Genomic DNA, 22,955 nt, shown 5'->3' on the forward strand with positions numbered 1-22,955 from the left:
GCCCGACGTCAGTGACTCTCCGGATGCAGTTCCAGCCAGAGCTGACGATACGCCCCGACCATCTCGTCCAGTGATGCACGATTCAGTCCGCTGGGATTCGGCAATACCCACACCTGGGTTTTCCCCATACATATCGGCTGTTTGCCCCATTCGACTTTGCTCTGTTTAAAAGCACGACGGAATGCATCCTTACCCAGAATGGCCAGCGCGGCGGGTTGATAATCCAGTACCTTCTCCATCAGGCGTTTACCGCCATCCCGCAGCTCATCAGGCGCCAGCTCATTTGCCTGCACAGTTGGCCGCTCAACCAGCATGGTGATACCGCAGCCAGTTTCCGTCAGGCGCTGCTCCTCTTCCGGCTTCAGCTGCTGCCGGGTGAATCCCGCCAGATGAATAACCTTCCAGAACCGGTTTCCGGGATGCGCAAAGTGAAATCCCTGATGGGCCGTTGACTGACCTGGGTTGATGCCGCAGAACAGCACATCAAGATCGGAGCTGATAATGTCGCGGATAGCATGCTCACTCATGCCGCCACCTCCAGCGTACGCTGCTTAAGCGCGTCGCGACTGCGTTGCAGCATCTGACTGGCCCGCTCAGCATCCGGACAGGCCCGTGCCAGCGCCAGTGCGCCCACCATCTCTGCCAGCACGCTGGAGGCCAGCGCTTCCACATCCGGCAATCTCAGCTCACGCAGTATCTGCACCAGACCGGCATGCATCGTATTGAAGCCCTGGGCGAAGATCTGCCGTGTCGGCTGTGGAAGATGGGCCACTTCGCTCACCAGTGCCGCCAGCGGACAGCCCTGAGCCGGTGCATTGCGATGCGCCTCGGAAAGGTAGCTATCAATAAAATCAGCCAGCTGCGTTGCTGGCTGGGTCACGGATTTAGCAGGCCTGAAGGTATCAGATTCAGCAAACATATGTTTCAGCACCTCCTCAACCAGCTCCTCGCGTGACGCAAAATGTGCATAGAAGCCGCCATGTGTCAGGCCAACCCGCTTCATCAGCGCCGCCACTCCAATCCCTTCAGTGCCGGTTTCACGCATCACACGCGCCGCCTCATCAAGGATACGCTGGCGGGTCTGCATCTTGCTGCTCTGCTTCTCCATCTCATCTCCTGCGGTTTTAACTGCATGGCTTCTGGCTATTATAGTAATTATTACACTCATCATATTCCAGCTTGACGAATCATATGATGGTCGTCATATTGATAACCATTATGACGACTATCATACGAGGAAGCAAACATGTCACAATCAGGCACAGCATTAATTACCGGCGCATCAAGTGGTATCGGCGCGACCTATGCAAAACGACTGGCAGCACGCGGTTATGACCTCATCCTGGTCGCACGGGATCAGGCACGACTCACCACACTGGCTGATGCGCTGACACAACAGCACGATATTCGGGTAACCGTGATGAAGGCAGACTTAACGCATGAGCGGGACCTGCAGCGTGTGGAGTCAGAGCTCGCAAACAACGCTCAGATTACGCTGCTGCTGAACAACGCAGGCATGGGTGTCGAAGGCGAGTTTCTGGAGGCGGACATCACACGCATCAACAGCATGCTGGCGTTAAATATTCTGGCACCGACGCGTCTGGCACAGGCGGCTGGCCGGGCATTTAAAGCACGCGGTCACGGCACTATTATCAATATCGCCTCGGTGCTGTCGCTGGTGCATGAGATGTTCAATGGCGCCTATAACGCCACTAAGTCTTATGTGCTGACCCTGACGCGCGCCATGCAGCGTGAACTCGCGGAGAGCGGTGTGCAGGTACAGGCGGTGTTACCCGGCGCAACCCGTACAGAGATTTTTGATCGCGCAGGCCAGTCTATTAATGAAATCCCGGCTGAAATGCTGATGGACGTCGATGAGATGGTGGACGCCGCGCTGGCCGGACTCGACAGCAAGGAGACGGTAACTATTCCGGCGCTGGAAGATCTGCAGATGTGGCACGACTACGATCAGGCACGTGGCGCCATGGTTCCCCATCTTTCAAGGAATCGATCAGCATCCCGCTACCGTCAGGGCTGAGTCAGTCATCTGCCATAGCACCTGACATCGGGTTTTACTTAAGGCACGGGGAAGCATTATCCGTGCCGATTTGCGACTACTGCGCCAGGCGTTGCCAGTTTTGTTATATAAATCAGCAGGTAAATCACTGCTGCTTATTTCAGCAACCGGTAGCTGAGTGCTGGATCGTCCTGAAGAGATACTTTATAATCCCCGCTCCGCTGGCCCCTTAGCTCAGTGGTTAGAGCAGGCGACTCATAATCGCTTGGTCGCTGGTTCAAACCCAGCAGGGGCCACCAAATTTAGTGATTAAAATCATGCATTTAAGCCACCTCTCATGGTGGTTTTTTTGTTATCCTGTTTATGAGTGTCGCAAAAGTGTCGCATGAAAAAACAGGCTGGGGCTGATAGCGTTTTGATCCGTGTCTGGTTCTGATAAGGATATGGCGAGTACTGCTGTTTTAATTCAAGCTGGACTAGCAGTTTTCTATTTATTTTCCTGCCCTTACGCTTTATATTTCATTGCGCATGACTTAATAGATTGCTTCATGTTGCAAAGTTCTCCTTCAAGCTTTTGATACTTAAGTCAGCTCACCTTTCAAAAAAGAGCATGTAAGTGACAGAAGTTCCTTTAACCTAGTTTAGCTATTTAAAATTTTGGAGTTGTTATGAGTGAAGATTTATACAAGTGGCTGATTGGAGGATTTATAGCACTTATGGCCATCTTCACAAAAGTTGCATATTCTGACCCCGATTTTTATCTAGAATTTCTTGAAAAAATAGTTTCAAAAGTATCTTTTTATTTATTTATGATTATAGGTTCATTTTGGTTTGGACTAGATTACAGCCAAAGCTATGCTGAGAGAAAATTAAACCTTTCGCCTGAACAATTAAAACTATATACAACAGATTACAAAAATTTTACCATTCCATTATCCTTGCTTTTTTTAGCTATATGCATTACTTACGTGTATGGTTTTTTCCTAACTTTTATCGCTGATCATAAAAAAAAATCGCCTCGTCGATAATAAGTACAGATGTATGGGATTTTCATCACGATGAATATTACTTATACGATTCCAGTCGCTTTAGTTTGCATTCCCAATCAGCATAAGTAGCTTGCCAGGCTGCGCATTCACTCACAAATGGCTTGTCTGCCACAGGAAGCCACTCCAGTTTGTTGTCTTTTATATGCCTGAATCGGACATCCCAATACCCTCCTCGTGGCCATAGAACGTATCTGCTACCCGGTCCCCAGCGGTCATTCCAGATCGCGTCGTGAGTTAGCTTCTCCCCACGCTCCATAAACATAAACAGCGCGCCATTGAGTGAAAAACGTCGCATTTTTTCGCCCTCTCACCAACAACACTGTACATAAAAACAGTATATAGCTTACTGAGTTTTTCAGTTTAGTAAAATGCTCTGAATACTCTGTAGCCCCTACCCTGTCTGGCTTTGCTGATTAACCACTAATCTCTTACAGAGATCCGACTGAGATCCACAAAATGACCTAAAATATTAAATAACCATTTAAATCAATGATATGAAATTCATACGAGATCCGTTTGAGATCCAAAAATGTAAAAAAAATGAAATTCTTTTCATTCTTTTCAGTTTGCGAACTCAGGCATAAAGCCAGCACCGGTGCGGTCTGGCCATACTCTTTGTAAAAAAATTAAACTGAAAAATTTTTATGATCCAAATCCTGCAGGCGGGTGCGGTGTAGCGCCGATTTTGTCTGCGCAGCGATTATTTTGCCGGGGCTGACGCGCAGCCAGTGCCACGCTGTGCGGATGATCTATCTATGGTTACTGTGCGAGATGGCTGCGCATGTGCGTGGTGCATAGTGCGGCTGAGGCGTTCTGGTGACGGGTAATAAAAAACCCGCTGTGATAACGGGTCAGTGTGATGGCTTAGCCAATGACGGGGGAATACTTCTTACTAAGCGCAGCAGCCTGCTGGCTACTCTGCCCGATAGCGCTGCTGTTCGTGGGCTGTCCTGTTGACGGGTGCGTGTGGCTGGCCAGCTGTTCCGCCAGTTGCTGCATAAGGGCCACGGTATCAAGCATCAGCTGGGCCACGTTAATCTTCTCTGAACCAATCCACACCACCGGCGCGATAATTTCCTGACGCGTCCCGGCAATGCTCTGGCGCAGCTGGCCAATTTTTTCAGTTAGTGCCAGACCGACTTTTATAGCCGCGCTGCCGGTGACGTCCGTTTCCGTATCACCGCCCACTGTAATCAGCTGGCTCTGCTGTGCGGCCATGCTGTAACTGCCGGTTGTTACGTGCTGAATTGCCCCGGCCATCAGTGACGACGTACCGATCACCGTGGTTTTGTCCGTGGCTTTGACAGTCGTTTCCCTGCTGACCAGTTCACGCGTTTCCGTATCGGCTTTAACCTCCCGGCTCATGGACGTTTCACGGATGGCCTGATCGGTCTGGCGCTCCCAGTCTCCTGCCTGCGTTACCCGCTGTGATACTTCCGCGCGCTGCTGCTGCAGCTGTTCGCCCGGCTTCACGTCCGGCAGGCTGGTCCCGCCCGGCATGGTCTGGCGCACAAACGGCTTGTCCGGGCGTCCGCCGGTAAAACCGACCTCAACCAGCGTACCCTCCGGCGGGAACTGAAACATGCCGGGATCATTACCGGTTATCGGTACAGGCAACGGCACGGCAGGATAAACCGGCGTGCTGCCGTCCGGATTGCCGTCAGCGTCCAGCAGTTGCAGATCGACGGCATAGCGCGGCCTGAATGGGTCAGCAAAGTTTCCGCTTTTAACCGCCTCAGTCGGGGCAACAACACGCACCATTTTAGGCAGGTGCAGGCCGCTGGCCAGCTCCGGGTAATGGCTTTCAACCTGCCGCTGTACGGGTGTTTTCTGCAACGGCTGGCCTGTTGTGCGGTTTCGCGGCGTCCAGGTGATAATTCTGTGTTATATGGCGATACTTCTGTGAAGGAGTTCCGTTATGGTCAGGCCTTAGGGAAAGTAAATCATATTATTGTAATTGTGTGGCAGCTGACAAAACGGGGAACTTTATCACCTGCTATGAGCAATCAGAAAAGCCAGCGCCCTGCACGGGCTGACTCAATAAACATTCTTATGGTCAGTGGCTCTTTATCCTGTTTTACATTTTTGCGTGAGAACAGCGAGGAGGATTTCCAGGGGTAATAAGCGACAAGATTGAAGCCTGCTGGCTGCACATCAAAGTCATTAAAAAAATTTTTCGCCATTTCAGCGATATCATCCGCCTCGAACTGTTCCTGCAGAATGTCATCGTCGCCGACTTCAATTTTCTTCAACAGAAAAGTCGTCACCAGCGGCAGTTCACGCAGAATAAATTCGCGCACTGCATCAGGGGTTACTGTCATATTATTCACCAGATTTTATCCTCCGATCGCACAATCAGGTTATAGCGATGGACAGTGTGGAAACTAATTTGTGCAACATCGTTTGCCAGAATCAACCATCCGACAACAGGCACGGCTCTGCCTACAAATGCCCCCAGATTATTTACCCAGAAAATCTTCAGCCCACGCAGGCTGAAAGATTTGGCGGTCAGCGTTGGCAGAATGCGCCGCCGGAATTTGTAAGAAAGGTTTTTGCGGAAAAAGAGCGACGCAACGGAAGTACCGGGGGTTGCCGTGTTAGGTTTCCCCGGAACGTCGATATTATTGTTGCCCAGAATTAATCCCGCAACGGCCAAAATATCCTGAACGCCTAGTTGCTTTTGTGTCTCATCAATAAGTATCCAGAACAGCAACTCCTGCGGCGTCAGATTAGGCAATTGGTTGAAATAATACGTACCATCCAGTTGCTCTGTTGTATCCATACCTGCTGATCCCTTTCGTTAAATGGTTAGCGAATTTTACTTTACCATCTGTGTGCCAGGTTGTTAATCCATTGCCAGTTCGCCAGTCAGGCGGGCTTTTCGGGCCAACTGATATGCGGCGTGGCTAACACATTGGTGATCTGCACTGCCCATACGTACTTCATCCAGGCGGTGAGCGCGGCCATAATATCAAGTTTTTGGGCAAGTCGTTGCCCGCTCAGAGAAAGGCATAGCATGGCGATAGGTAAATTACCCACTGGGGAATGGCAGACTCAGGTTTTCCCGAACGGCCGAGACGGTAAGAGAATACGCCGCCAGTTCGCCACTAAAGGCGAAGCGCAATCTTTTAAGAAGTTCGTAAAAGATCAGCGTCAGGACAAGCCTTGGCTGGGTGAGAAAACAGATAAGCGCCGGATAATTGAGCTGGTTGAATTGTGGTTCAACACGCATGGCATCACCTTGGCGGATGGTGAGAAGCGGCGAACTACGATGGCGTTCGCCTGCGAAGCGATGGGAAATCCACTCGCTACCGAGTTCAACGCGAAGATTTTTGCGTCCTACAGCGAGCAGCTATTAAGCGGGAAGATCACCCGCTCCAGTCGAGTAAAGACGGTTACGCCGCGCACGGTAAATCTAGAGCTGGCATATTTCAGGGCAATGTTTAATGAACTGCGGCGGTTAGATGAATGGGCCGCACCGAACCCGTTAGAGAACGTGCGCGAGTTTAAAATCAGTGAATCAGAGATGGCCTATCTCACCATTGATGAGATACGCACGTTACTTGCCGAATGTGAGAGTAGCCGTTCTAAGAATTTAACGACAGTCGTTAAAATTTGCCTTGCTACTGGAGCACGCTGGAGTGAAGCAGAAGGTTTGAAAGGGAACCAGATTCGTGCGGGTCAGATAATCTACGTAAAAACTAAAGGCAAGAAAAACCGTGCAGTGCCGATCACTGAGAAGTTGCAGGCTGAGTTGCCATTAAGCAGAAAGGCGCAGCCACTCTTTTCTACGTGCTATTCAGCTTTTAGAAAGGCAATGCAGCGCGCAGGCATTGAGACACCTGCCGGACAGCTAACGCATGTTTTACGCCACACTTTTGCTTCTCATTTCATGATGAATGGTGGCAATATCCTTGTGCTTCAACGGATATTGGGACATACGGATATTAAGGTAACGATGCGATACGCACACTTTGCACCAGACCATTTGTCTGAAGCGATGTTGTTAAATCCTTTGAATAGAATGGAATTGTGATGAAAATGGAATGCCATAATAATGAACTGAGCTTAGAAGATCTACTATGCCTAAAGGTATTCAGTGAGACCTTCGAAGTAATCGGTTTGGATGATTTCATTAAAGCAATAACAAATTGGGCAGAAAGAGAGATTATAGCTGGAGAAGAATCAGACACACTCCTGATTCTGGCATCATTGAATCTCGAACCCACACCAGACCGCCATGATGTAGAAAAATACCTACGCATTTATCAACGTGAAAAAAACATTCAAAATCCAGACATTTATTACAGCGCGTTAGTTTGGCTCAGGAGGGAGATAAGTTATTTAATAACAGATGCATCATCCAATGAGATAGAAAAAAGGTTGGCGTTTTTTACTCACTACTTTTCGGATTATCCGCCAAGAGCTTTCGCCAGAATAACGAATTTAATTTCTAATTTTTATTGGGAGCTTTACGACGAAGCAGTACCCGTTTTTAACTCCAGAGCTTCAGAGATGAGTGAACATCAACTGATCACTTACGTGAGAACACGTTTACGACCTTTCTATCGAATTCTTAGTAACCGTGATTGGTTACGGATTTTAGTTGACTAGTTTTCAAAATAATTGGCAGCAGAGCGCAATGCTATTAAACGCTTTCTGTCTCTATTCGGCCTAAAGAAAATATAAAAATCAGTAAGTTACTGATTTAACTCACTTCGAATTGGGACTCATAATCCCCTGGTCGCTGGTTCAAACCCAGCAGGGGCCACCAAATTTAGTGATAAAAAAACATATACTTAAGCCGCTCGTTGAAGCGGCTTTTTTGTTACTGGCTTTTCGAGTGGCGGCAAAGTGGCGATGCATTTTCACTGCCATGGGAAATCCTCAACTGATTATCCTGAGCAGCCCGAATCAAGACCGTGAATTGCAGAGCCTTCTGCGAGTCTTTATCATCAATGGCACGGCTGGCGCCACACAGCAGAATCCGTAGACGGTTTCAAAGAGTCCACCACGCATCAATAATGGCTGAAGCCGGAAACAGCGACCCGGTTTCTCACCTGTAACTAACCCTCAACGCCTCTCATAAATCCGGCCCATTAAATATTAGCTTCATGTTAAAGTCATTGGCATTGCCTGACTCGAACAAGTGAGCAACAGCTATGCATCAGATTTTCGAAATACTCTCAGAGTTATTTAGCGCGTGGCCTGTCATGTCGGGAAAACGAAAGGAGAAGAAGCCCGCCAAGGACACCAGGAAGATCTCAGGTCTTGCCTACGAACCTTTATGCAAGATAACGCCCGACCAAAAAAGAAATGATGTGCCGCACAAAGATGAGAGCAACTGAGAAAACGTACTCATCCTCATATTTGCTGGTGTGAACACAAGCGAGACTGGCAGAAGCTATCTTCCACGCTGACCGTTTTACCTCAGCTCACAGTTTTCATCCTCTCAAGCGGCACCGCGAATCGTCAGCGATAGTCCTGAATGTGGCGTCATCGCCACATCGCAGATCATTATCCCGAAAGCGCCCGCAACACCATACTGGGTAAGGTACGACAACGGGTTGTGATATTCTCCAGCCAAACCTGGCGATATCCCGCATTGCCCTCTGCCTGATCGTCAGATTTAGTCATCTCTTATCCTTTCTGATCTGCAACCGCTCTTCATCCGAAGTTATCCCTGCGACCTGTCGATAACGTATGGAGAAAAGGTAGCTGCGATTAAAACAGCCTGACGAGGCAATTACTGTCGCCAGCATTTAGATTTCAGGTAATTTAACCCGCGCAAACCCCATGCTATCTTGTGGTTTTGATTTTTTCAGTGGGCAAAACAGATGACAAAGTTGCGGGTAGGGATCGTGTTTGGCGGGAAGTCGGCCGAGCATGAGGTGTCGTTGCAGTCGGCCAAAAATATCCTTGAGGCGATCGACAAAACCAGGTTTGACGTGGTGTTGCTGGGCATCGACAAACAGGGACACTGGCGTCTGAATGATGCGTCCAACTTCTTACTTAACGCTGAAAATCCGGCGCTGATCGCACTGAATCACGCCGCTGAAGATGTGGCGCTGGTGCCGGGCAAGACGCAGCAGCAGATCATCACCCGTCACAACGCCCATCCACTGTCGCAAATCGACGTTATCTTCCCGATTGTTCACGGTACGCTGGGTGAAGATGGTTCTCTGCAGGGTCTGCTGCGTATGGCCTCTTTACCGTTCGTCGGGTCCGATGTGCTGGGTTCTGCGGTGAGCATGGACAAAGATTTCACCAAACGCCTGCTACGCGATGCCGGCCTCAACGTCGCGCCGTGGCTGAGCGTCACTCAGGCACAACGCGCCCATCTGGATCCAGAGGCCGTGATTGCCCGCTTTGGACTGCCGCTATTTATCAAACCCGCCAACCAGGGTTCTTCAGTGGGCGTGAGCAAAGTAGATAGCATTGAAGAGTTTGATGCCGCGCTGGCACTGGCTTTCTCCTTTGACCGCAAAGTACTGATTGAACAGGGGATAAAAGGTCGGGAGATTGAGTGCGCGGTGCTGGGCAACGATGCACCTGAAGCCAGCCCCTGCGGCGAAGTGGTGGTGCATGACGCCTTCTACACGTATGACACCAAATATATTTCTGAGAACGGAGCACAGACGGTGGTCCCGGCGGCCATCGCAGCGGAAACCAGCGATGCGATTCGTGACGTCGCCATCAAGGCCTTTACCGCGCTGGAGTGCTTTGGCATGGCGCGCGTCGATGTGTTCCTGACTGACGACGGCGAAATTATCGTCAATGAAGTGAATACCCTGCCCGGCTTTACCAACATCAGCATGTACCCGAAACTCTGGCAGGCAGCCGGGCTCAGCTATCAGGATCTGATCAGCCGTCTGATCGACCTGGCGATTGAACGCCACCAGCAGGCCAGCACGCTGAAAAGCAGCGTCAGCTGACCCGCTCCGGCGGCGTGGCGTTATGCCACGTCGCTGGAGATGCCGCAATAGTTGACGGGTGAGGTCTGATTACGGCCATTGCGCTTCGAGAGATAGAGGTTTTTATCCGCCGCCGAAATGAGCCGGTTAATCACACGGTGCCACTCCGTCGCTTCTCCGGCACTGCTATGCGCCAGTCCCAGACTGACGGTCACGGTAGCCGTACTGCCCTGTAGCCAGAATTTCTCTTTCGCCATCTTCTGCCGGATGCTCTCGGCGAGAAAATAGAGCTTTGCGGGATTCTGGTCGAACAGCACCACCACAAATTCCTCTCCGCCAAACCGGCAGACGCGTCCCTCTTTACCGATAACCTGCTGCATCCGGCGAGCGATCTCTTCCAGCACGCTGTCACCCGCGTCATGACCAAAATTATCATTAATCGCTTTGAAGTAGTCGACATCCAGCAGGATCACGCCCACCTTACGATCCGGGAAAATAGGCTCCGCACGCAGGCTTTCATATAAGCCGGAACGCGACAGCAGCCGGGTCAGGAAATCGTAATTCGCGCGCAGCGCGAGCCGTTGATTCAGCTGGCGAATGGCATCCATGCTCGCGGCCACGATCAGCGGGCTAATTGCGATAGTCGCCACACCCAATCGCGCCGAGGTCAGGTGGCTGACGAGCAGGAGGGTATCATCGCCCTGAATGTTCATTACGCCGTGCGAAACCAGAATGATTTCGACAATACCGCTCAGCAGAATCACCAGGCTGGTCAGCGGCATCGGCAACACGATGGCACACCACACCAGCGCCGGAACCGGTAACGTCAGGCTACCTGCGCCACCCATTATTGCCCCAATCATCATCGAAAAGATCAGAGCGATAACGGGTGCCAGCTTGCGCAGCTGCAAAAACTGGCGGGGCGACAGCGACGACCAGTCACGCGTCAGCAAAAACGGCAGTACCATGAGCCCGGTAGAGAACTGCTCACTAAACCACTCACCCCAGGCGATCGCCAGACCGACAGTGAAATCAGCCTGCTGTGCCAGTGCCCCCCAGCTGGCACAGGCTAACGCGGCCAGCAGGCAGGCGGGGAAAATACGTAGCACATTGATAATGCGCTCCCTTCCGGAATCATTCTGAAGATGTTTTATCAGCAGCGTAACCGCTATCAGCACAAACAGAAGATTCGCCAGGTTCAGCGTGAAGGCAGAAAGCGCCCAGCCTGAAAAAACAGTGTCGTTAAACACCATGCCAGCAAACGTAGCCAGGTAATAGCGGGTCTGATGCAGATAAGGATTTCGGACGATAATGCCAGTGACGATCGCGTTGACTGGCCAGAACAGTGACAGCTCCTGTGGGATGCGCAGGTGTCCGCCGATAAAGCAAAATAACAACGTCACTAAAAACAGCGAAAATGCGTTCTTCTTAGCGTTGTGCTCTTCAAACAGCTGCATGCGCATACATCCGGACCTTGTCGCAGAGAGGCTGGCTGTCCACGTCAGCCTGCACAGGCGCGTGGTGTCAGAATGATTAAATCCTGGATACTCTCACTGTCATCCGGCGGTCAACCGCCCTTCCTGGGCTGACTCCGCAAAGTGACCCTGAAGAGTCTAACCCCATCAGATGACAGTAAAAATTGGGGACTTATTATGCCTCGCAAATAAAAAAATCGGATATCCGAGATATCCGATTTTTGCCTCTCAAACGACTTTACCGTTGCGTTTATCGCTATTTTACCGCAACCGGCCACTGACTCAGGCGAATGCCGCGTTTATCAGCGTTATCGCCAAAATCTTTCAGCACCGCTTTGACGTCGGGATCGATATATTCCGCATTGTCGTTATCAACGATGACCACGCTGTTCTCCGGGATCTCATCCAGCAATCCCTGGAGCCTGGGATTATGCATAAAGGTCAGGTTCTGCTGAAAGCGCAGCACATAGTGGTCATCATAGCGGGTGAGCTGCAGCGCGTTGCGATGACTCTTATAGATGCTATAGAGGATCTGCGTGGCGATACCGATACCAATACCGACCAGCATACCCAGCGTGATAATCCCGATGATGGTGGCCAGAAACGGCACGTATTGCTGCGCGCCCATCCGGAACTGCTCAACGAACAGTCGCGGTGTCGCCAGTTTATAACCGGTATAGAGCAGTACGGCAGCGAGGCTGGCCAGCGGAATGGCATTCAGCATCTCGCTGAACCACATGCCGCAAATCAGCAGCAGTACACCGTGAATGAAAATCGACAATTTGGTCTGCGCACCCGCACTGACGTTCACTGAACTGCGCACAATCACCGCCGTGATCGGCATCGCCCCAAGGAAACCGGCCGCCAGGTTACCAATACCCTGCGCGAACATCTCTTTGTTAGGCGACGGCGCGGGCGTCTGAGGACGCAGTTTTTTCAGCGCCTCCTGGCTCAGCAGGGTCTCCAGACTGGCGACCAGTGCTAAGGTCACCGCAACCACCCAGACCTGCGGATTCTGCCAGGCCATCCAGTCAGGCGTTTCCAGCTCCGCCACCAGCGCAGAGACGCTGTCAAAAGCGGGCAGCGAAATGCGAGCCAGACCCTGCGTCATCTCAGGAAACAGCCTCCCACCCATCACGGTAGCCAGGCAGCCGATGAGCACGGCTATCAGCGGGCCGGGGATCCAGGCCAGCGCTTTGATCCGTTTAACCGGTGCGGTGGTCCAGAGACATAAAATGGCCAGACCGACACCTGCTACCACGATGGCGGGCAGCGAGAAGGTCATCTCGCCGGTCACCAGCGACACCAGCTCCGCATCGCCAGCGGCACCCAGTGCCACCGGGATCTGCTGCATGATGAGCAGCAAACCAATCGCCGCCAGCATCCCTTTGATGACGCTGCCCGGCACCAGCGAAATAAACCGTCCGGCACGCAGCAGACCAAACAGGCATTGCAGCGCCCCGGCAATAATCAGTGCAGTGAGAAACGCGGAGAAACTGCCTAGCGACGCCATTGAGGCGACCACGATAGTGACCAGGCCCGCTGCCGGGCCGCTGACGGCAAATCGGGATGGACTCAGCGAAGTCACGACCAGACCGCCAATCACACCCGTCAGCAGACCGGCAAACGGCGGTAATCCGCTGGCCTGTGCGATGCCAAGACAGAGCGGTAAGGCGACCAGAAACACCACCAGACCCGCCGGAATATCGCGACGCAGGGTATCGAGGTTCATAATGAAGGTTCCTCTGCAGATTGATGAATCAGTTCTTTGAGATGACCGGAGCGCAGGTCATAAACACAACCAAACACCTCCAGTTCCTGGCCCGATTGCCAGATTTGCCGGACCGGTTCAGATTTCACCAGTCTGGCGAATTGCGCCTTCACGTTGGCCTCAACCAGCCGATCAAGCTGTTCACCCGGCGCCACGTCTGAGGCCGGGCTTTCTGCCAGCCCCTGCTGAATATCATTTCGCAGCGTCTGAATACGTCTCGCCAGCGCGCTTTCCTGTCCGTCCAGCACGCTGCCCGGCAGGTTTTGCGCGGCTTCTACGCCGCCACAGCCATAGTGGCCGCTAAGGACAATGCGTTTCACACCGAGAAAGAAGAGCGCGTATTGCAGTACGCTCAGCAAATTGTCGTCGTCCTCAATCACCATGTTGGCGATATTACGATGTACAAAGAGTTCGCCAGGATGGGAGCCGGTTAATACCTCAGCCGGAACGCGACTATCAGAGCAACCTATCCAGAGTGAGTGCGGCTTTTGCTGATGAAGGAATTTTTTAAAATAATCCGGATTACGCTGGCGGCGCTGCAAGGCCCAACTGCGATTTTTCGCTAATAAGGGTTTAAGTGTCGTCACAATCATCTTCTCTCTACTACCGGGATGTCGCATCCTGGCTAACCACAACATGTGTCGGCACACAAATAAAGCATGAGCCGCCAGGGAAATAAGAACTGAATCACAGAAAAAGGTTATAGACGCTAACCATTTCCAATGCACGGGCAATATTTCACAACGCTTTGTTCTCACGGGTTTTGTCAATTTGCCGTCAGTAAGAGTCAGGGTTACGTAAATTTAATTAAGCAGCAAAGACGAAAGGGAAAAGCCAGAATTCATTTTTAATGAATCAAAAACATGTAGTTAGAAAATTAACTAAAGTTAATGCTGACAAATAAATACAAGCATTAACAAAGGGGTTTTTCAGCACCATACCAGCCAGCGCTCATTTCACCAGGAATCCTCTTAATTAAAAAATTAACCATTAGCACAATCAACCGGCTTAATGGGTATAAGCCAGTCAGATATACCTGTATTGAGTTAAGAAGGGAGCAAGAGATGATTAATTTAATTTGCAGGAAAATAGTGACGACAGTAAGTAAATAAGGACCAATAATAAACAGAGCCTGAACGAGCAGGCTCTTTTTCTTGACGAATTATTTACCGTTCCAGCTCTGCAGACGTGATTCACGCACCGACAACTGCTGTTCCGGGGTCAGCTTATTGTAGTTTTCCGCCATTCCGCTCTCCCAGTCGCCGTAGAGTGGATTGGGCAGCACGATGAACTGCGTACCAAACTGCTGATGGTTGAGATTCACGAAATCGCGACGCGTCTGATTACCCTTATGCCAGGTCGCCCCACCGAAATCGTTGAGGTTATCGCCGACGTAAAGCACCACGTTATAGCCCGCATTTTTGATGGCATCGAAACGTGCCTGCTTATTGGAGCTGTCGGTATTCAGACGTACCGTTTTATCGCTGACGTCAGGGAAGCCGAGCTGCTGCATATTGGCGACCGTGGCAGCGTAATCTTTCTGATCGCGGTTCGACACATAAAACAGCGTGCCGCCATTTTCTGTCACATGACGCGCGAACTCAACCGCGCCCGGCACCGCTTTCGCCTGACGCGCCTGCGTCCAGGCTGACCAGGTTTTGCTGCTGAACGGCTGGCCGTTTTTCGCCTGCCACGCGCTGTAGGCGCTGTTATCCAGCATGGTTTCATCCAGATCGACAATCACCGCTTTGGGTTTGCCGGTCAGCGACGGTGCCTGATCAAATGCCATGCGCGCGGTGTTAAACGCCTGCCAGGTCAGCGCCTGATATTCGCCAGACTGCTGGAACCAGTTTACAGCCAGCACCGATTGCTGACCGAGTTGCTGTTGCGCGGTCTGATGTGTCGACGAGGCGCAGCCGGTCAGGAGCAGCGCGACCAGTCCGGATGCTGCGAGTTTTGCGGAGGTTTTCATCATTTCATCCTTAAGGTGAGAAAGGTCTGAGGAGAAGCTTCAAAAATGTAGCAGTTAACGTAAGCTGTTGGCAGCCCAACGCACGCTGTTATAACAGGAGATTCTTATGGCCGTGATCCCGCGCTCGCCGTTGCTCGATTCGCTGGAGTGGCTCGATTATGCGTTTCAGCCAGCCGGTGAGCCACCTCCCGCCGATGCCGCCTATGGACATCAGCGCCACAGCGCAACCGTGGTCACCGATAGTGAGAACATTCCGCCCAAAAGCTGTGAGTCCGATGGCGTGATCGGCAGCGGAATGCGACCGGTAGCGGTCTACACCGCCGATTGTCTGCCGGTGCTGTTCGCCGACCGCCAACAGCGGATCGTGGCGGCGGTGCATGCCGGACTTAAGGGCACACTGGCGGGTGTGCTGACCCGCGCCGTGGAAAAACTGGGCGAGCAGGGCTGCAACCCGCAGGATCTGGTGGTGGCGATTGGCCCGGCGATGGGCCCCTGCTGCTATGAGCTGGCCGAACCGCAGCTGGCGGAGATTGCGCAGAACCCAGCGTTTGCCAGCGGGCTACGCTGGCACCGGAATCAACCGGTAAACCCACAAGCACAACGTCCACAGGCCGCAGCCCATCAGCAGGGTGTCTGGTTCGATCTGCCCGCACTGGCGACGCAGCTGCTGGTCAACGCGGGTGTGCCGGCCGCGCAGATCGACAACGTTAATGTCTGCACCTATTGCATGGCCGAGAGCGGTTCCAGCTACCGCTTCAATACCCACCATAGCAGCGGCTATCGTTCGCGCTATTCGTGGATCCGGCGGCGTTAACGGTTTCAGAGCCAGAAACATTAAAAGCCACGCACGCCACGGATGGCCGTGTTGCTTAAGGCCCGGGTTCCCTGCGCTCGCTCGCCCTGCTCACCTGCCGATGTTTATGATTTCACTCACACCCTGACATTCTTTCACTTTTTTTTAATGCAGAAGGGGCTAGAGTAAACTCATCCGACCACTTTGCTGTGAGTGACTACCATGTCCGTCAATCCTGATTATCCTGCGCTGTTTACGCCGCTGGATCTTGGCTTTACCCGCCTGAAAAACCGCTTTCTGATGGGGTCGATGCATACCGGCCTGGAAGAGCATCCGGATGGCGCAGCCCGGCTGGCGGCGTTCTACGGCGAGCGGGCACGGGAAGGCGTAGCGCTGATTGTCACCGGCGGCATCGCCCCCAATGCGCAGGGTGTTACCACCGCGCATGGCGCGATGCTCACCGATGAAGCACAATGTAGCTGGCATCGGCAGATTACGGAGGCGGTGCATCAGCATCAGGGCAAAATCGCCCTGCAAATCCTGCACACTGGCCGTTACAGCTATCAGCCCGATCTGGTCGCGCCCTCCGCCCGTCAGGCACCCATCAACCCGTTTACGCCACAGGCGATGAGCGAGACGGCGATTGAACAGACCATTGAGGACTTCGCCCGCTGCGCACGGCTTGCCCAGCAGGCAGGTTACGATGGTGTGGAGATCATGGGTTCCGAAGGCTACCTGATTAATCAGTTTCTGGTGAAACACACCAATCAGCGCACCGACCGCTGGGGCGGCGACTTCCGGCAGCGGATGCAGTTCGCACTGGCAATTACCCGCGCGGTTCGCGCCGCAACCGGTGACGCTTTTATCATTATCTTCCGGCTGTCGATGCTCGACCTGATCGAAGAAGGCAGTTCGCTGGAGGAGACCCTGTTGCTGGCGGGCGAGCTGGAACAGTGCGGCGTCACGCTGTTCAATACCGGCATCGGCTGGCACGAAGCGCGCATCCCGACCATCGCCACCTGCGTGCCGCGCGCGGCCTTTGCCTGGGTGACGCAGCGCCTGCGTGCCCACGTTTCGGTGCCAGTGATCGCCACCAACCGTATTAACCATCCCGCTGTCGCTGAGGCCCTGTTGCAGTCGGGCTGTGCCGATATGGTGTCGATGGCACGCCCTTTCCTCGCCGACCCCGCCTTTGTCAGCAAAGCGCAGCGCGGCGAACCGGACAGCATCAACACCTGCATCGCCTGTAATCAGGCCTGCCTTGACCAGGTGTTCGCCGGTAAAATCACCTCCTGCCTGGTCAATCCACGCGCCTGCCATGAGTCGCTGATGCCGGTCATCGCCAGCACCGCACCGCGCAGACTGGCAGTGGTGGGTGCCGGCCCGGCCGGAATGGCGTTTGCCCTGCAGGCGGCGCAGCGCGGACATCAGGTGACGCTCTATGAGGCCGCGCCCGGGATTGGCGGTCAGTTCAATATTGCCCGGCAGATCCCCGGCAAATCTGAGTTCAGTGAAACGCTGCGTTATTTCCGCTATCAACTGGCGGCAGCAGGCGTGACGGTTCAGACGGGCTGTCGGGTCACGCCCGATCAGCTGAGTGACGCCGATGAAGTGGTGCTCGCAACCGGCATTAAGCCGCGTACACCGGCTATTCCGGGCATCGATCACCACAGCGTGCTGAGTTATCTGGAGGTGCTGCGCGATAAGCGCCCGGTGGGTAAACGGGTGGCGATTATTGGCGCGGGTGGGATTGGCTTTGATGTGGCGGAGTATCTGTCTCAGCCGTCGCATGACGAGGATCTGGCGGCGTTTTACACAGAATGGGGCATCGACCACAGCCTTACACAGCGCGGCGGCCTGGTTGCCCCACAGCCGCCTGCCGCATCACGGCAAATCTGGCTATTGCAGCGCCGATCAGGGAAACCGGGTGCCAGGCTGGCAAAAACGACCGGCTGGATTCATCGCACCAGCCTTCAGGCGCGCGGCGTGGAGATGTGGGGCGGCATTGAATATCTGGCCATTGATGACAGCGGCCTGCACCTGAGGCGTAACGGTGAAACGCTGCTGCTGGAGGTCGATAACGTGATTATCTGTGCCGGCCAGGAGCCGCAGCGCGAACTGGAAGCCGCGCTGCGTGCAAAAGGACAGGTGGTAACCGTAATAGGCGGCGCAGATGTCGCGGAGGAACTGGATGCGCGCCGCGCGATAGCACAGGCGACGCAACTCGCTTTGACGATCTGACTAGCGCATTTTCACCGCGCGCAGCACCACAAACTTCTGGTTTGAGGCGATCAGTGTACAGTTGCCGAACAACTTCTTCAGCTTGTGGTGATAATCGAGGTGGCGGTTGCCGACAATGCGCAACTCGCCGCCATACTGAAGGCAGCGTTTCGCATCGCGGAACATCTGCCATGCCAGATGATCGGTAACAGCGTGCTGCTGATGGAATGGCGGGTTGCACAGCACCGCGTGCAGCCGATCTGATGGATAGCCGCTCAGCACGTTATTCACCAGGAACTGACAGCGCGACAGGTCATCAGGACGGTTTACTTCTACGTTCCGCTTGCTGGAGGCGACCGCCATATAAGACTCATCAAGGAAATGCACCTCGGCCTGCGGATTCTGCTCCAGCGCCACCAGCCCTACCACACCGTTGCCACAGCCCAGATCGACAATCTCACCTTCAATATTTTCAGGCAGATGCTGCACAAACAGCCGTGCGCCGATATCCAGCGAAGAACGCGAGAAGACGTTAGCGTAGTTGTGGATCTGATAAGGGGTGCCATCCAGCGGCCAGACCAGCGTCGGCGTGGCCTCACGCAGTTCAGGCTGACTGAACTGGCTGTAGATCAGGCGCGCTTTTTTCCAGGCCAGTGAGGTTTTGGTTTCACCGATGATCTGTTCGAACAGCTGCAGAGTCGAGTTGTGAATCTCTTTGGCGCGCGCCGCCGCCACAATCACCGTATCTGGCGTGACGACTTCACGAATGGCACGCAGCTGATGCTCCAGCAGCGCCAGCGTTTTAGGCACTTTAATCAGCACCGCCGCCGGAGCCGCGGGCAGCTCAGCCAGGCTATCAACAAAGTGCACGTTGCTGTCATCCATCTCATTGAAGCTCAGATTTTGGCGGGCGGCCTGCTGGCTCAGCCAGGAGTCGCTGACGTGCCAGACAGTGCGCGGATTCAGGGCGCAGGTTAACGCCCCGAAGCTGTCGTTGAAGATCAGCACGGGTCCTTCTGGCAGCGCCTGCTGTAACAGGTATTCATCAGCCGCATCCCAGGCTTGTAATGGACTTTCGTCACGCATCTGCGGGAAGCGATGCAGGATCAGTGTGCGATCGTTCAGTTCAAGTTGGCTCATGAATTCTCCGGCGTGGTACACTTTGATTGATTTTCGCCCCAAAATCGGGGGCGCAGTATACTGTCTTTCGCCAGGAATCCCTAATGTCCTCACTGATCTACCTTCAGGGTTATCCTGCCCCTCTTCTTGAGCAGGTCCAGACGCTAATCGCCCACCAGCGCTTAGGTGCATTTCTGCAGGAACGCTATCCTGACACCCACGACGTGATGAGTGATAAGGCGCTGTATGACTACACGCAGGCGCTGAAAAACCGCTATATGCGCAACGCGCCGCCAATCAGCAAAGTGATGTGGGATAACAAGATCAAGGTGATGAAGCATGCACTTGGACTGCACACGGCTATCTCGCGGATTCAGGGCGGCAAACTCAAGGCGAAAGCGGAAATCCGTATCTCAACCTTTTTCCGCCTCGCCCCTGAGCCATTTCTGCGGATGATCGTGGTGCATGAGCTGGCCCACCTGAAAGAGAAAGACCACGATAAAGCGTTTTACCAGCTCTGCTGCCATATGGAGCCGGATTACCACCAGCTCGAATTTGACGCACGCCTGTGGATGACTGACCAGGCGATGCGCGGCAATGCGGCTTAAAGAAACTCCTGCGCTTTCTGAATCAGGCTGGTTTTAGTCAGCGCCCCCAGAAAGCGTCGCTCCTGAGGATTATTCAGCACCGGCAGACGCTCCAGCGTGACCGCGGCAAACGCCTCCCATCCCTCACGCATGCTCTGATTCTGAAAGACCACCGGGAAATCCTGATCCATGACGCACTGCACCGGGGAGTCGAGGGTGATCTCCTGCGCCAGTACCCGCCGTGAGATCTCATGAATCGACACTACGCCAAGGAATGCCCCTGCAGCGTTGATTACATAGACGTAGCGTTCACGTTTTAGCGAGCTGACTGCCAGCGCCTGCCCCACTGACTCCTCAGGCTGCAACGCCGCACCAGGAATGATCAGCTCAGCAATGCGCATGTTATCGAAATCGTATTTCGCTTCTGAACGGCTGAAGTGATGACTCACCACTGGATAGGTACTGGCGGATTGCAGGCGATAAACCACCATCGACGCCAGCACTGTTGCTATCATCAGCGGAAACAGCAGGCTGCTATTCAGCGTCATCTCCAGCACCATCAGCATCGCCATCAATGGCGCCTGACTGACCGCCGCCAGCACCGCCGCCATGCCAATCGCGGCATAAAGCAGCACATTGCCCAGCGGCAGATGCAGCGCCGCCCCGATCATCGCGATAATCACCCCAAGCAGCGCGCCTATCAGCAGCGAAGGCGTAAAGAGTCCGCCGACAGCGTTGGACCCCACAGACAGGCTGGTGGCGAGGGTCTTCAGCACCAGCAACAGCAGTAATCCCGGCAGCAGATAGTCGCCTGCCATGACTTTGACGATCACTTCGTAGCCGTTGCCGAGAATATCAGTTGAGATCAGCGCCAGTAAGCCGACGGCGAATCCACCCGCGCCCAGGCGCAAGGGCAGAGAAGCGATGCCGCTGAACAACACTTTGCTGCGGGCGATGCATTTAATCAGAAGCCAGCCCGCCAGACCGGCGCTCAAACCAATGACCACCGTCATCAACAGGCTGCTGAGATCCATGGCGAAGTTTGCGTCTGCCAGCGGATAGAGCGCGCTACGGAAGCCCAGCGTCCACATGGTCATCACCGCTGTCGCCGACGCGATAATCAGAGGGATCAGCCGCTGCAACGCAGAAATGCCAAACGCAATCTCCGCCACAAAAATCGCCGAGGCCAGCGGCGCATGATAGACCGACGCCAGGCCCGCCGCAGCCGCCATCGCCACCACGTCACTGTTTTTCAGGTTCAGTGAGGCCGGTAACAGGCGGCCAATCGCACTGCCGCACAGCGCCGAAAGCTGCACCATCGGCCCCTCTTTACCGATCGACGCACCGCTGCCGATACTGGCAATCGACGATAAGGCACGGAACAGCGAGGTTCGCGTCGGTACCGCATCGAGTCGGGCGTTGATCACTTCAAGATAATCCGTTTTCACCGTCTGCTGTTGCTCAATGGCGACCGCATAACGCAAAAAATAGCCCGCCAGCACCCCGCCCGCCCCCACCAGCAGCGGCCAGAAGATCCACGGCCAGAGATGCAGGGATTCGGTAATTTCGCCACTTCGGGCAAAGAGCAGATGGTTGATCAGTTCTATCACGCCGCGAAAAGCCAGCGTCACCAGCGACGCCGCACACCCGACCGGAATGGCGATCAGTAGTGTGGTCCAGTTTAATGCGTGCTTACTTGCTTTCACCTTCGCTCCCTGGTTGATGCCTGAATATCATGGCTTCAGCATATTATTGGAATGCGGATCGCAGGATCAATCCTTGCGTACCCGGCCCCCTTGCACCGCCTCGGGGAGATGTTACTCTGCCGCTTTAACGCTGCCGGAGAGATGACGTGATTCGTTTTGCCATTGTGGGAACAAACTGGATTACACGCCAGTTTATTGATGCCGCCCATGAAACCGGAGCGATGAAGCTCTGTGCGGTCTACTCACGCAGTCAGCAGCAGGCCGACGCCTTTATTGCTGATTATCCCTGCAAACAGACCTTTACCTCACTGGATGCCCTGGCCGCCTGCCCGGAGATCGACGCGGTCTATCTTGCCAGCCCCAATGCCCTGCACTGCCAGCAGGCGCTGCTGTTTATGTCGCACGGCAAGCATGTGATTTGCGAAAAACCGCTGGCCTCTAACCTGGCGGAAGTGGAGCAGATGATCGCCTGCGCCCGTGAGCATCAGGTGGTGCTGTTCGAGGCGTTTAAAACCGCCAGCCTGCCAAACTTCCAGCGGCTGAAGCAGGCGCTGCCAGACGTGGGTACACTGCGAAAAGCCCTGCTGAATTACTGCCAGTACTCCTCACGTTATCCGCGTTATCTCAACGGCGAGAACCCTAATACCTTTGATCCCCGCTGGTCGAATGGCTCAGTCATGGATATCGGTTATTACTGCCTGGCATCGGCAGTAGCACTATGGGGCGAGCCAGACCGTGTGCAGGCCACCGCGACGTTGCTGGAGAGCGGCGTGGATGCCCATGGCGTGGTGGTGCTGAGCTACGGCGATTTCGACGTGACGATTCTGCATTCCAAGGTGAGTGACTCTTCACTGCCCAGCGAAATTCAGGGTGAAGCGGGTACGCTGGTCATTGAGAAGCTTTCGGAGTGCCAGAAGCTGAACTTTATTCCTCGTGGTGCTGAAAAGCAGGCGCTGAGTGAGCCGCAGCATATCAACACCATGCTATATGAAGCGGCTGCGTTTGCCCGGCTGGTTGAGCAGCGTCAGGTGGACCATCCCGGACTGGAGGTTTCGCGGATTACCGCCGCGCTTCTGACCGAAATCCGCCGCCAGACCGGTGTCATCTTCCCGGCCGATCAGGCTGCTGTGTAAATATTTCTAAATATGTCTGAGATAGGTTGCTTCCTGTGCGGCTAAACCGTAACTTACTCTCCTGCAAAGGGGAGTAACTTGTAAGCTGATTGATCGTCACTACGTTGCGAAAGCATCCGGTCATCAGGCAACCCGGAATCGATTTCTGTGTTGTAAGTGAGACCTTGCCGGAAGGCGAGGTTTGCTTACACAAAAATAA

The 22,955-nt window shown here is 53.7% G+C and carries 20 protein-coding genes, 1 tRNA gene and 1 pseudogene; 10 read left to right on the forward strand and 12 right to left on the reverse strand.

Annotation, left to right across the window (positions count from 1 at the left end; all coding sequences use genetic code 11):
• Positions 1 to 8: 8 nt before the first annotated feature.
• Together mug and AC6I77_RS16420 are read right to left on the reverse strand one after the other, a co-directional pair.
• Entirely contained in the window at positions 9 to 527 is a 519-nt protein-coding gene (gene mug / locus AC6I77_RS16415) for a G/U mismatch-specific DNA glycosylase (RefSeq protein WP_003848430.1), read from the reverse strand.
• Positions 524 to 1,108 (reverse strand): TetR/AcrR family transcriptional regulator, encoded by a 585-nt coding sequence (locus AC6I77_RS16420; RefSeq protein WP_497817152.1) that lies wholly within the window; start codon positions 1,106 to 1,108, stop codon positions 524 to 526. The genes mug and AC6I77_RS16420 overlap by 4 nt, the downstream gene beginning before the upstream one ends.
• 138 nt (positions 1,109 to 1,246) lie before the next feature.
• Between AC6I77_RS16420 and AC6I77_RS16425 the strand changes: the two genes are divergently transcribed.
• The 3 genes from AC6I77_RS16425 (at position 1,247) to AC6I77_RS16435 (ending at position 3,045) form a co-directional block, all read left to right on the forward strand.
• Entirely contained in the window at positions 1,247 to 2,038 is a 792-nt protein-coding gene (locus tag AC6I77_RS16425) for an SDR family NAD(P)-dependent oxidoreductase (RefSeq protein WP_497817153.1), read from the forward strand.
• Positions 2,039 to 2,240: 202 nt separating this feature from the next.
• Positions 2,241 to 2,316, forward strand: a tRNA-Ile gene (locus AC6I77_RS16430).
• Between the two features lie 369 nt (positions 2,317 to 2,685).
• Positions 2,686 to 3,045 (forward strand): hypothetical protein, encoded by a 360-nt coding sequence (locus AC6I77_RS16435; RefSeq protein ID WP_337028724.1) that lies wholly within the window; start codon positions 2,686 to 2,688, stop codon positions 3,043 to 3,045.
• Between the two features lie 885 nt (positions 3,046 to 3,930).
• On the opposite strand, the pseudogene AC6I77_RS16440 reads toward AC6I77_RS16435, so the two are convergent.
• From AC6I77_RS16440 to AC6I77_RS16455, 4 genes and pseudogenes are all read right to left on the reverse strand, one after another.
• Positions 3,931 to 4,941, reverse strand: a pseudogene (locus AC6I77_RS16440) (hypothetical protein); the annotation flags it as partial.
• Positions 4,942 to 5,072: 131 nt separating this feature from the next.
• Positions 5,073 to 5,396, reverse strand: a complete 324-nt coding sequence (locus tag AC6I77_RS16445) for a DUF1493 family protein (protein WP_497817154.1) — start codon at positions 5,394 to 5,396, stop codon at positions 5,073 to 5,075.
• Entirely contained in the window at positions 5,393 to 5,848 is a 456-nt protein-coding gene (locus AC6I77_RS16450) for an STM2901 family protein (RefSeq protein ID WP_337028726.1), read from the reverse strand. Before AC6I77_RS16450 ends, AC6I77_RS16445 begins: the two co-directional genes overlap by 4 nt.
• An 86-nt stretch (positions 5,849 to 5,934) precedes the next feature.
• A complete protein-coding gene (locus AC6I77_RS16455) occupies positions 5,935 to 6,084 on the reverse strand; it encodes a tail fiber assembly protein (RefSeq protein WP_140915511.1) in 150 nt (49 codons plus the stop codon).
• Here AC6I77_RS16455 and AC6I77_RS16460 point away from each other — a divergent pair.
• The 3 genes from AC6I77_RS16460 (at position 6,083) to ddlA (ending at position 10,001) form a co-directional block, all read left to right on the forward strand.
• Positions 6,083 to 7,102 carry a phage integrase gene (locus tag AC6I77_RS16460; protein ID WP_497817155.1) on the forward strand — a complete coding sequence of 340 codons (1,020 nt, stop codon included), beginning with the start codon at positions 6,083 to 6,085 and terminating at the stop codon, positions 7,100 to 7,102. The two genes, AC6I77_RS16455 and AC6I77_RS16460, sit on opposite strands and share 2 nt — an antisense overlap.
• Positions 7,102 to 7,680 (forward strand): hypothetical protein, encoded by a 579-nt coding sequence (locus AC6I77_RS16465; RefSeq protein WP_497817156.1) that lies wholly within the window; start codon positions 7,102 to 7,104, stop codon positions 7,678 to 7,680. Before AC6I77_RS16460 ends, AC6I77_RS16465 begins: the two co-directional genes overlap by 1 nt.
• 1,223 nt (positions 7,681 to 8,903) lie before the next feature.
• Positions 8,904 to 10,001, forward strand: coding sequence for a D-alanine--D-alanine ligase (gene ddlA / locus AC6I77_RS16470; protein ID WP_039659385.1), 1,098 nt, complete (start codon positions 8,904 to 8,906; stop codon positions 9,999 to 10,001).
• A 20-nt stretch (positions 10,002 to 10,021) separates the two neighbouring features.
• Here ddlA and AC6I77_RS16475 read toward each other — a convergent pair whose 3' ends face one another.
• The 4 genes from AC6I77_RS16475 to AC6I77_RS16490 all read right to left on the reverse strand — a co-directional run bounded on the left by AC6I77_RS16475 (position 10,022) and on the right by AC6I77_RS16490 (position 15,198).
• On the reverse strand, positions 10,022 to 11,443 hold the full coding sequence (locus AC6I77_RS16475; protein ID WP_039659386.1) for a GGDEF domain-containing protein: 1,422 nt from the start codon (positions 11,441 to 11,443) through the stop codon (positions 10,022 to 10,024).
• A 268-nt stretch (positions 11,444 to 11,711) separates the two neighbouring features.
• On the reverse strand, positions 11,712 to 13,187 hold the full coding sequence (locus tag AC6I77_RS16480) for a SulP family inorganic anion transporter (protein WP_078804992.1): 1,476 nt from the start codon (positions 13,185 to 13,187) through the stop codon (positions 11,712 to 11,714).
• On the reverse strand, positions 13,184 to 13,819 hold the full coding sequence (locus AC6I77_RS16485) for a carbonic anhydrase (RefSeq protein WP_008925756.1): 636 nt from the start codon (positions 13,817 to 13,819) through the stop codon (positions 13,184 to 13,186). Before AC6I77_RS16485 ends, AC6I77_RS16480 begins: the two co-directional genes overlap by 4 nt.
• 569 nt (positions 13,820 to 14,388) lie before the next feature.
• Positions 14,389 to 15,198, reverse strand: a complete 810-nt coding sequence (locus tag AC6I77_RS16490) for a 5'-nucleotidase, lipoprotein e(P4) family (protein WP_008925757.1) — start codon at positions 15,196 to 15,198, stop codon at positions 14,389 to 14,391.
• A 106-nt stretch (positions 15,199 to 15,304) separates the two neighbouring features.
• On the opposite strand from AC6I77_RS16490, the gene AC6I77_RS16495 reads away from it, so the two are divergent.
• Together AC6I77_RS16495 and AC6I77_RS16500 are read left to right on the forward strand one after the other, a co-directional pair.
• Entirely contained in the window at positions 15,305 to 16,012 is a 708-nt protein-coding gene (locus AC6I77_RS16495) for a purine nucleoside phosphorylase YfiH/LACC1 family protein (protein WP_008925758.1), read from the forward strand.
• A gap of 201 nt (positions 16,013 to 16,213) precedes the next feature.
• Positions 16,214 to 18,232, forward strand: a complete 2,019-nt coding sequence (locus tag AC6I77_RS16500; RefSeq protein ID WP_039659390.1) for an NADPH-dependent 2,4-dienoyl-CoA reductase — start codon at positions 16,214 to 16,216, stop codon at positions 18,230 to 18,232.
• Here AC6I77_RS16500 and rlmG read toward each other — a convergent pair whose 3' ends face one another.
• Entirely contained in the window at positions 18,233 to 19,351 is a 1,119-nt protein-coding gene (gene rlmG, locus AC6I77_RS16505) for a 23S rRNA (guanine(1835)-N(2))-methyltransferase RlmG (protein ID WP_497817157.1), read from the reverse strand. It lies immediately after the preceding gene.
• 83 nt (positions 19,352 to 19,434) lie between these two features.
• Here rlmG and AC6I77_RS16510 point away from each other — a divergent pair, with 83 nt between their 5' ends.
• Positions 19,435 to 19,938, forward strand: coding sequence for a M48 metallopeptidase family protein (locus tag AC6I77_RS16510; RefSeq protein WP_003850199.1), 504 nt, complete (start codon positions 19,435 to 19,437; stop codon positions 19,936 to 19,938).
• On the opposite strand, the gene AC6I77_RS16515 is transcribed toward AC6I77_RS16510, so the two are convergent.
• Positions 19,935 to 21,623, reverse strand: a complete 1,689-nt coding sequence (locus tag AC6I77_RS16515; RefSeq protein ID WP_008925762.1) for a chloride channel protein — start codon at positions 21,621 to 21,623, stop codon at positions 19,935 to 19,937. The two genes, AC6I77_RS16510 and AC6I77_RS16515, sit on opposite strands and share 4 nt — an antisense overlap.
• A gap of 146 nt (positions 21,624 to 21,769) precedes the next feature.
• Here AC6I77_RS16515 and AC6I77_RS16520 point away from each other — a divergent pair, with 146 nt between their 5' ends.
• Entirely contained in the window at positions 21,770 to 22,756 is a 987-nt protein-coding gene (locus AC6I77_RS16520) for a Gfo/Idh/MocA family protein (protein WP_182630126.1), read from the forward strand.
• Positions 22,757 to 22,955 lie beyond the last annotated feature (199 nt).

The sequence above is a fragment of the Pantoea sp. X-Soil-ISGK-259 genome (assembly GCF_059730705.1).

Excerpts from the sequence above, each read along its gene's own strand:
- mug (WP_003848430.1), bottom strand. The coding sequence starts at position 527 with ATGAGTGAGCATGCTATCCGCGACATTATCAGCTCCGATCTTGATGTG.
- AC6I77_RS16420 (WP_497817152.1), bottom strand. The coding sequence starts at position 1,108 with ATGGAGAAGCAGAGCAGCAAGATGCAGACCCGCCAGCGTATCCTTGAT.
- AC6I77_RS16425 (WP_497817153.1), top strand. The coding sequence starts at position 1,247 with ATGTCACAATCAGGCACAGCATTAATTACCGGCGCATCAAGTGGTATC.
- AC6I77_RS16435 (WP_337028724.1), top strand. The coding sequence starts at position 2,686 with ATGAGTGAAGATTTATACAAGTGGCTGATTGGAGGATTTATAGCACTT.
- AC6I77_RS16450 (WP_337028726.1), bottom strand. The coding sequence starts at position 5,848 with ATGGATACAACAGAGCAACTGGATGGTACGTATTATTTCAACCAATTG.
- AC6I77_RS16460 (WP_497817155.1), top strand. The coding sequence starts at position 6,083 with ATGGCGATAGGTAAATTACCCACTGGGGAATGGCAGACTCAGGTTTTC.
- AC6I77_RS16455 (WP_140915511.1), bottom strand. The coding sequence starts at position 6,084 with ATGCTATGCCTTTCTCTGAGCGGGCAACGACTTGCCCAAAAACTTGAT.
- AC6I77_RS16465 (WP_497817156.1), top strand. The coding sequence starts at position 7,102 with ATGAAAATGGAATGCCATAATAATGAACTGAGCTTAGAAGATCTACTA.
- ddlA (WP_039659385.1), top strand. The coding sequence starts at position 8,904 with ATGACAAAGTTGCGGGTAGGGATCGTGTTTGGCGGGAAGTCGGCCGAG.
- AC6I77_RS16475 (WP_039659386.1), bottom strand. The coding sequence starts at position 11,443 with ATGCGCATGCAGCTGTTTGAAGAGCACAACGCTAAGAAGAACGCATTT.
- AC6I77_RS16480 (WP_078804992.1), bottom strand. The coding sequence starts at position 13,187 with ATGAACCTCGATACCCTGCGTCGCGATATTCCGGCGGGTCTGGTGGTG.
- AC6I77_RS16485 (WP_008925756.1), bottom strand. The coding sequence starts at position 13,819 with ATGATTGTGACGACACTTAAACCCTTATTAGCGAAAAATCGCAGTTGG.
- AC6I77_RS16490 (WP_008925757.1), bottom strand. The coding sequence starts at position 15,198 with ATGAAAACCTCCGCAAAACTCGCAGCATCCGGACTGGTCGCGCTGCTC.
- AC6I77_RS16495 (WP_008925758.1), top strand. The coding sequence starts at position 15,305 with ATGGCCGTGATCCCGCGCTCGCCGTTGCTCGATTCGCTGGAGTGGCTC.
- AC6I77_RS16500 (WP_039659390.1), top strand. The coding sequence starts at position 16,214 with ATGTCCGTCAATCCTGATTATCCTGCGCTGTTTACGCCGCTGGATCTT.
- rlmG (WP_497817157.1), bottom strand. The coding sequence starts at position 19,351 with ATGAGCCAACTTGAACTGAACGATCGCACACTGATCCTGCATCGCTTC.
- AC6I77_RS16510 (WP_003850199.1), top strand. The coding sequence starts at position 19,435 with ATGTCCTCACTGATCTACCTTCAGGGTTATCCTGCCCCTCTTCTTGAG.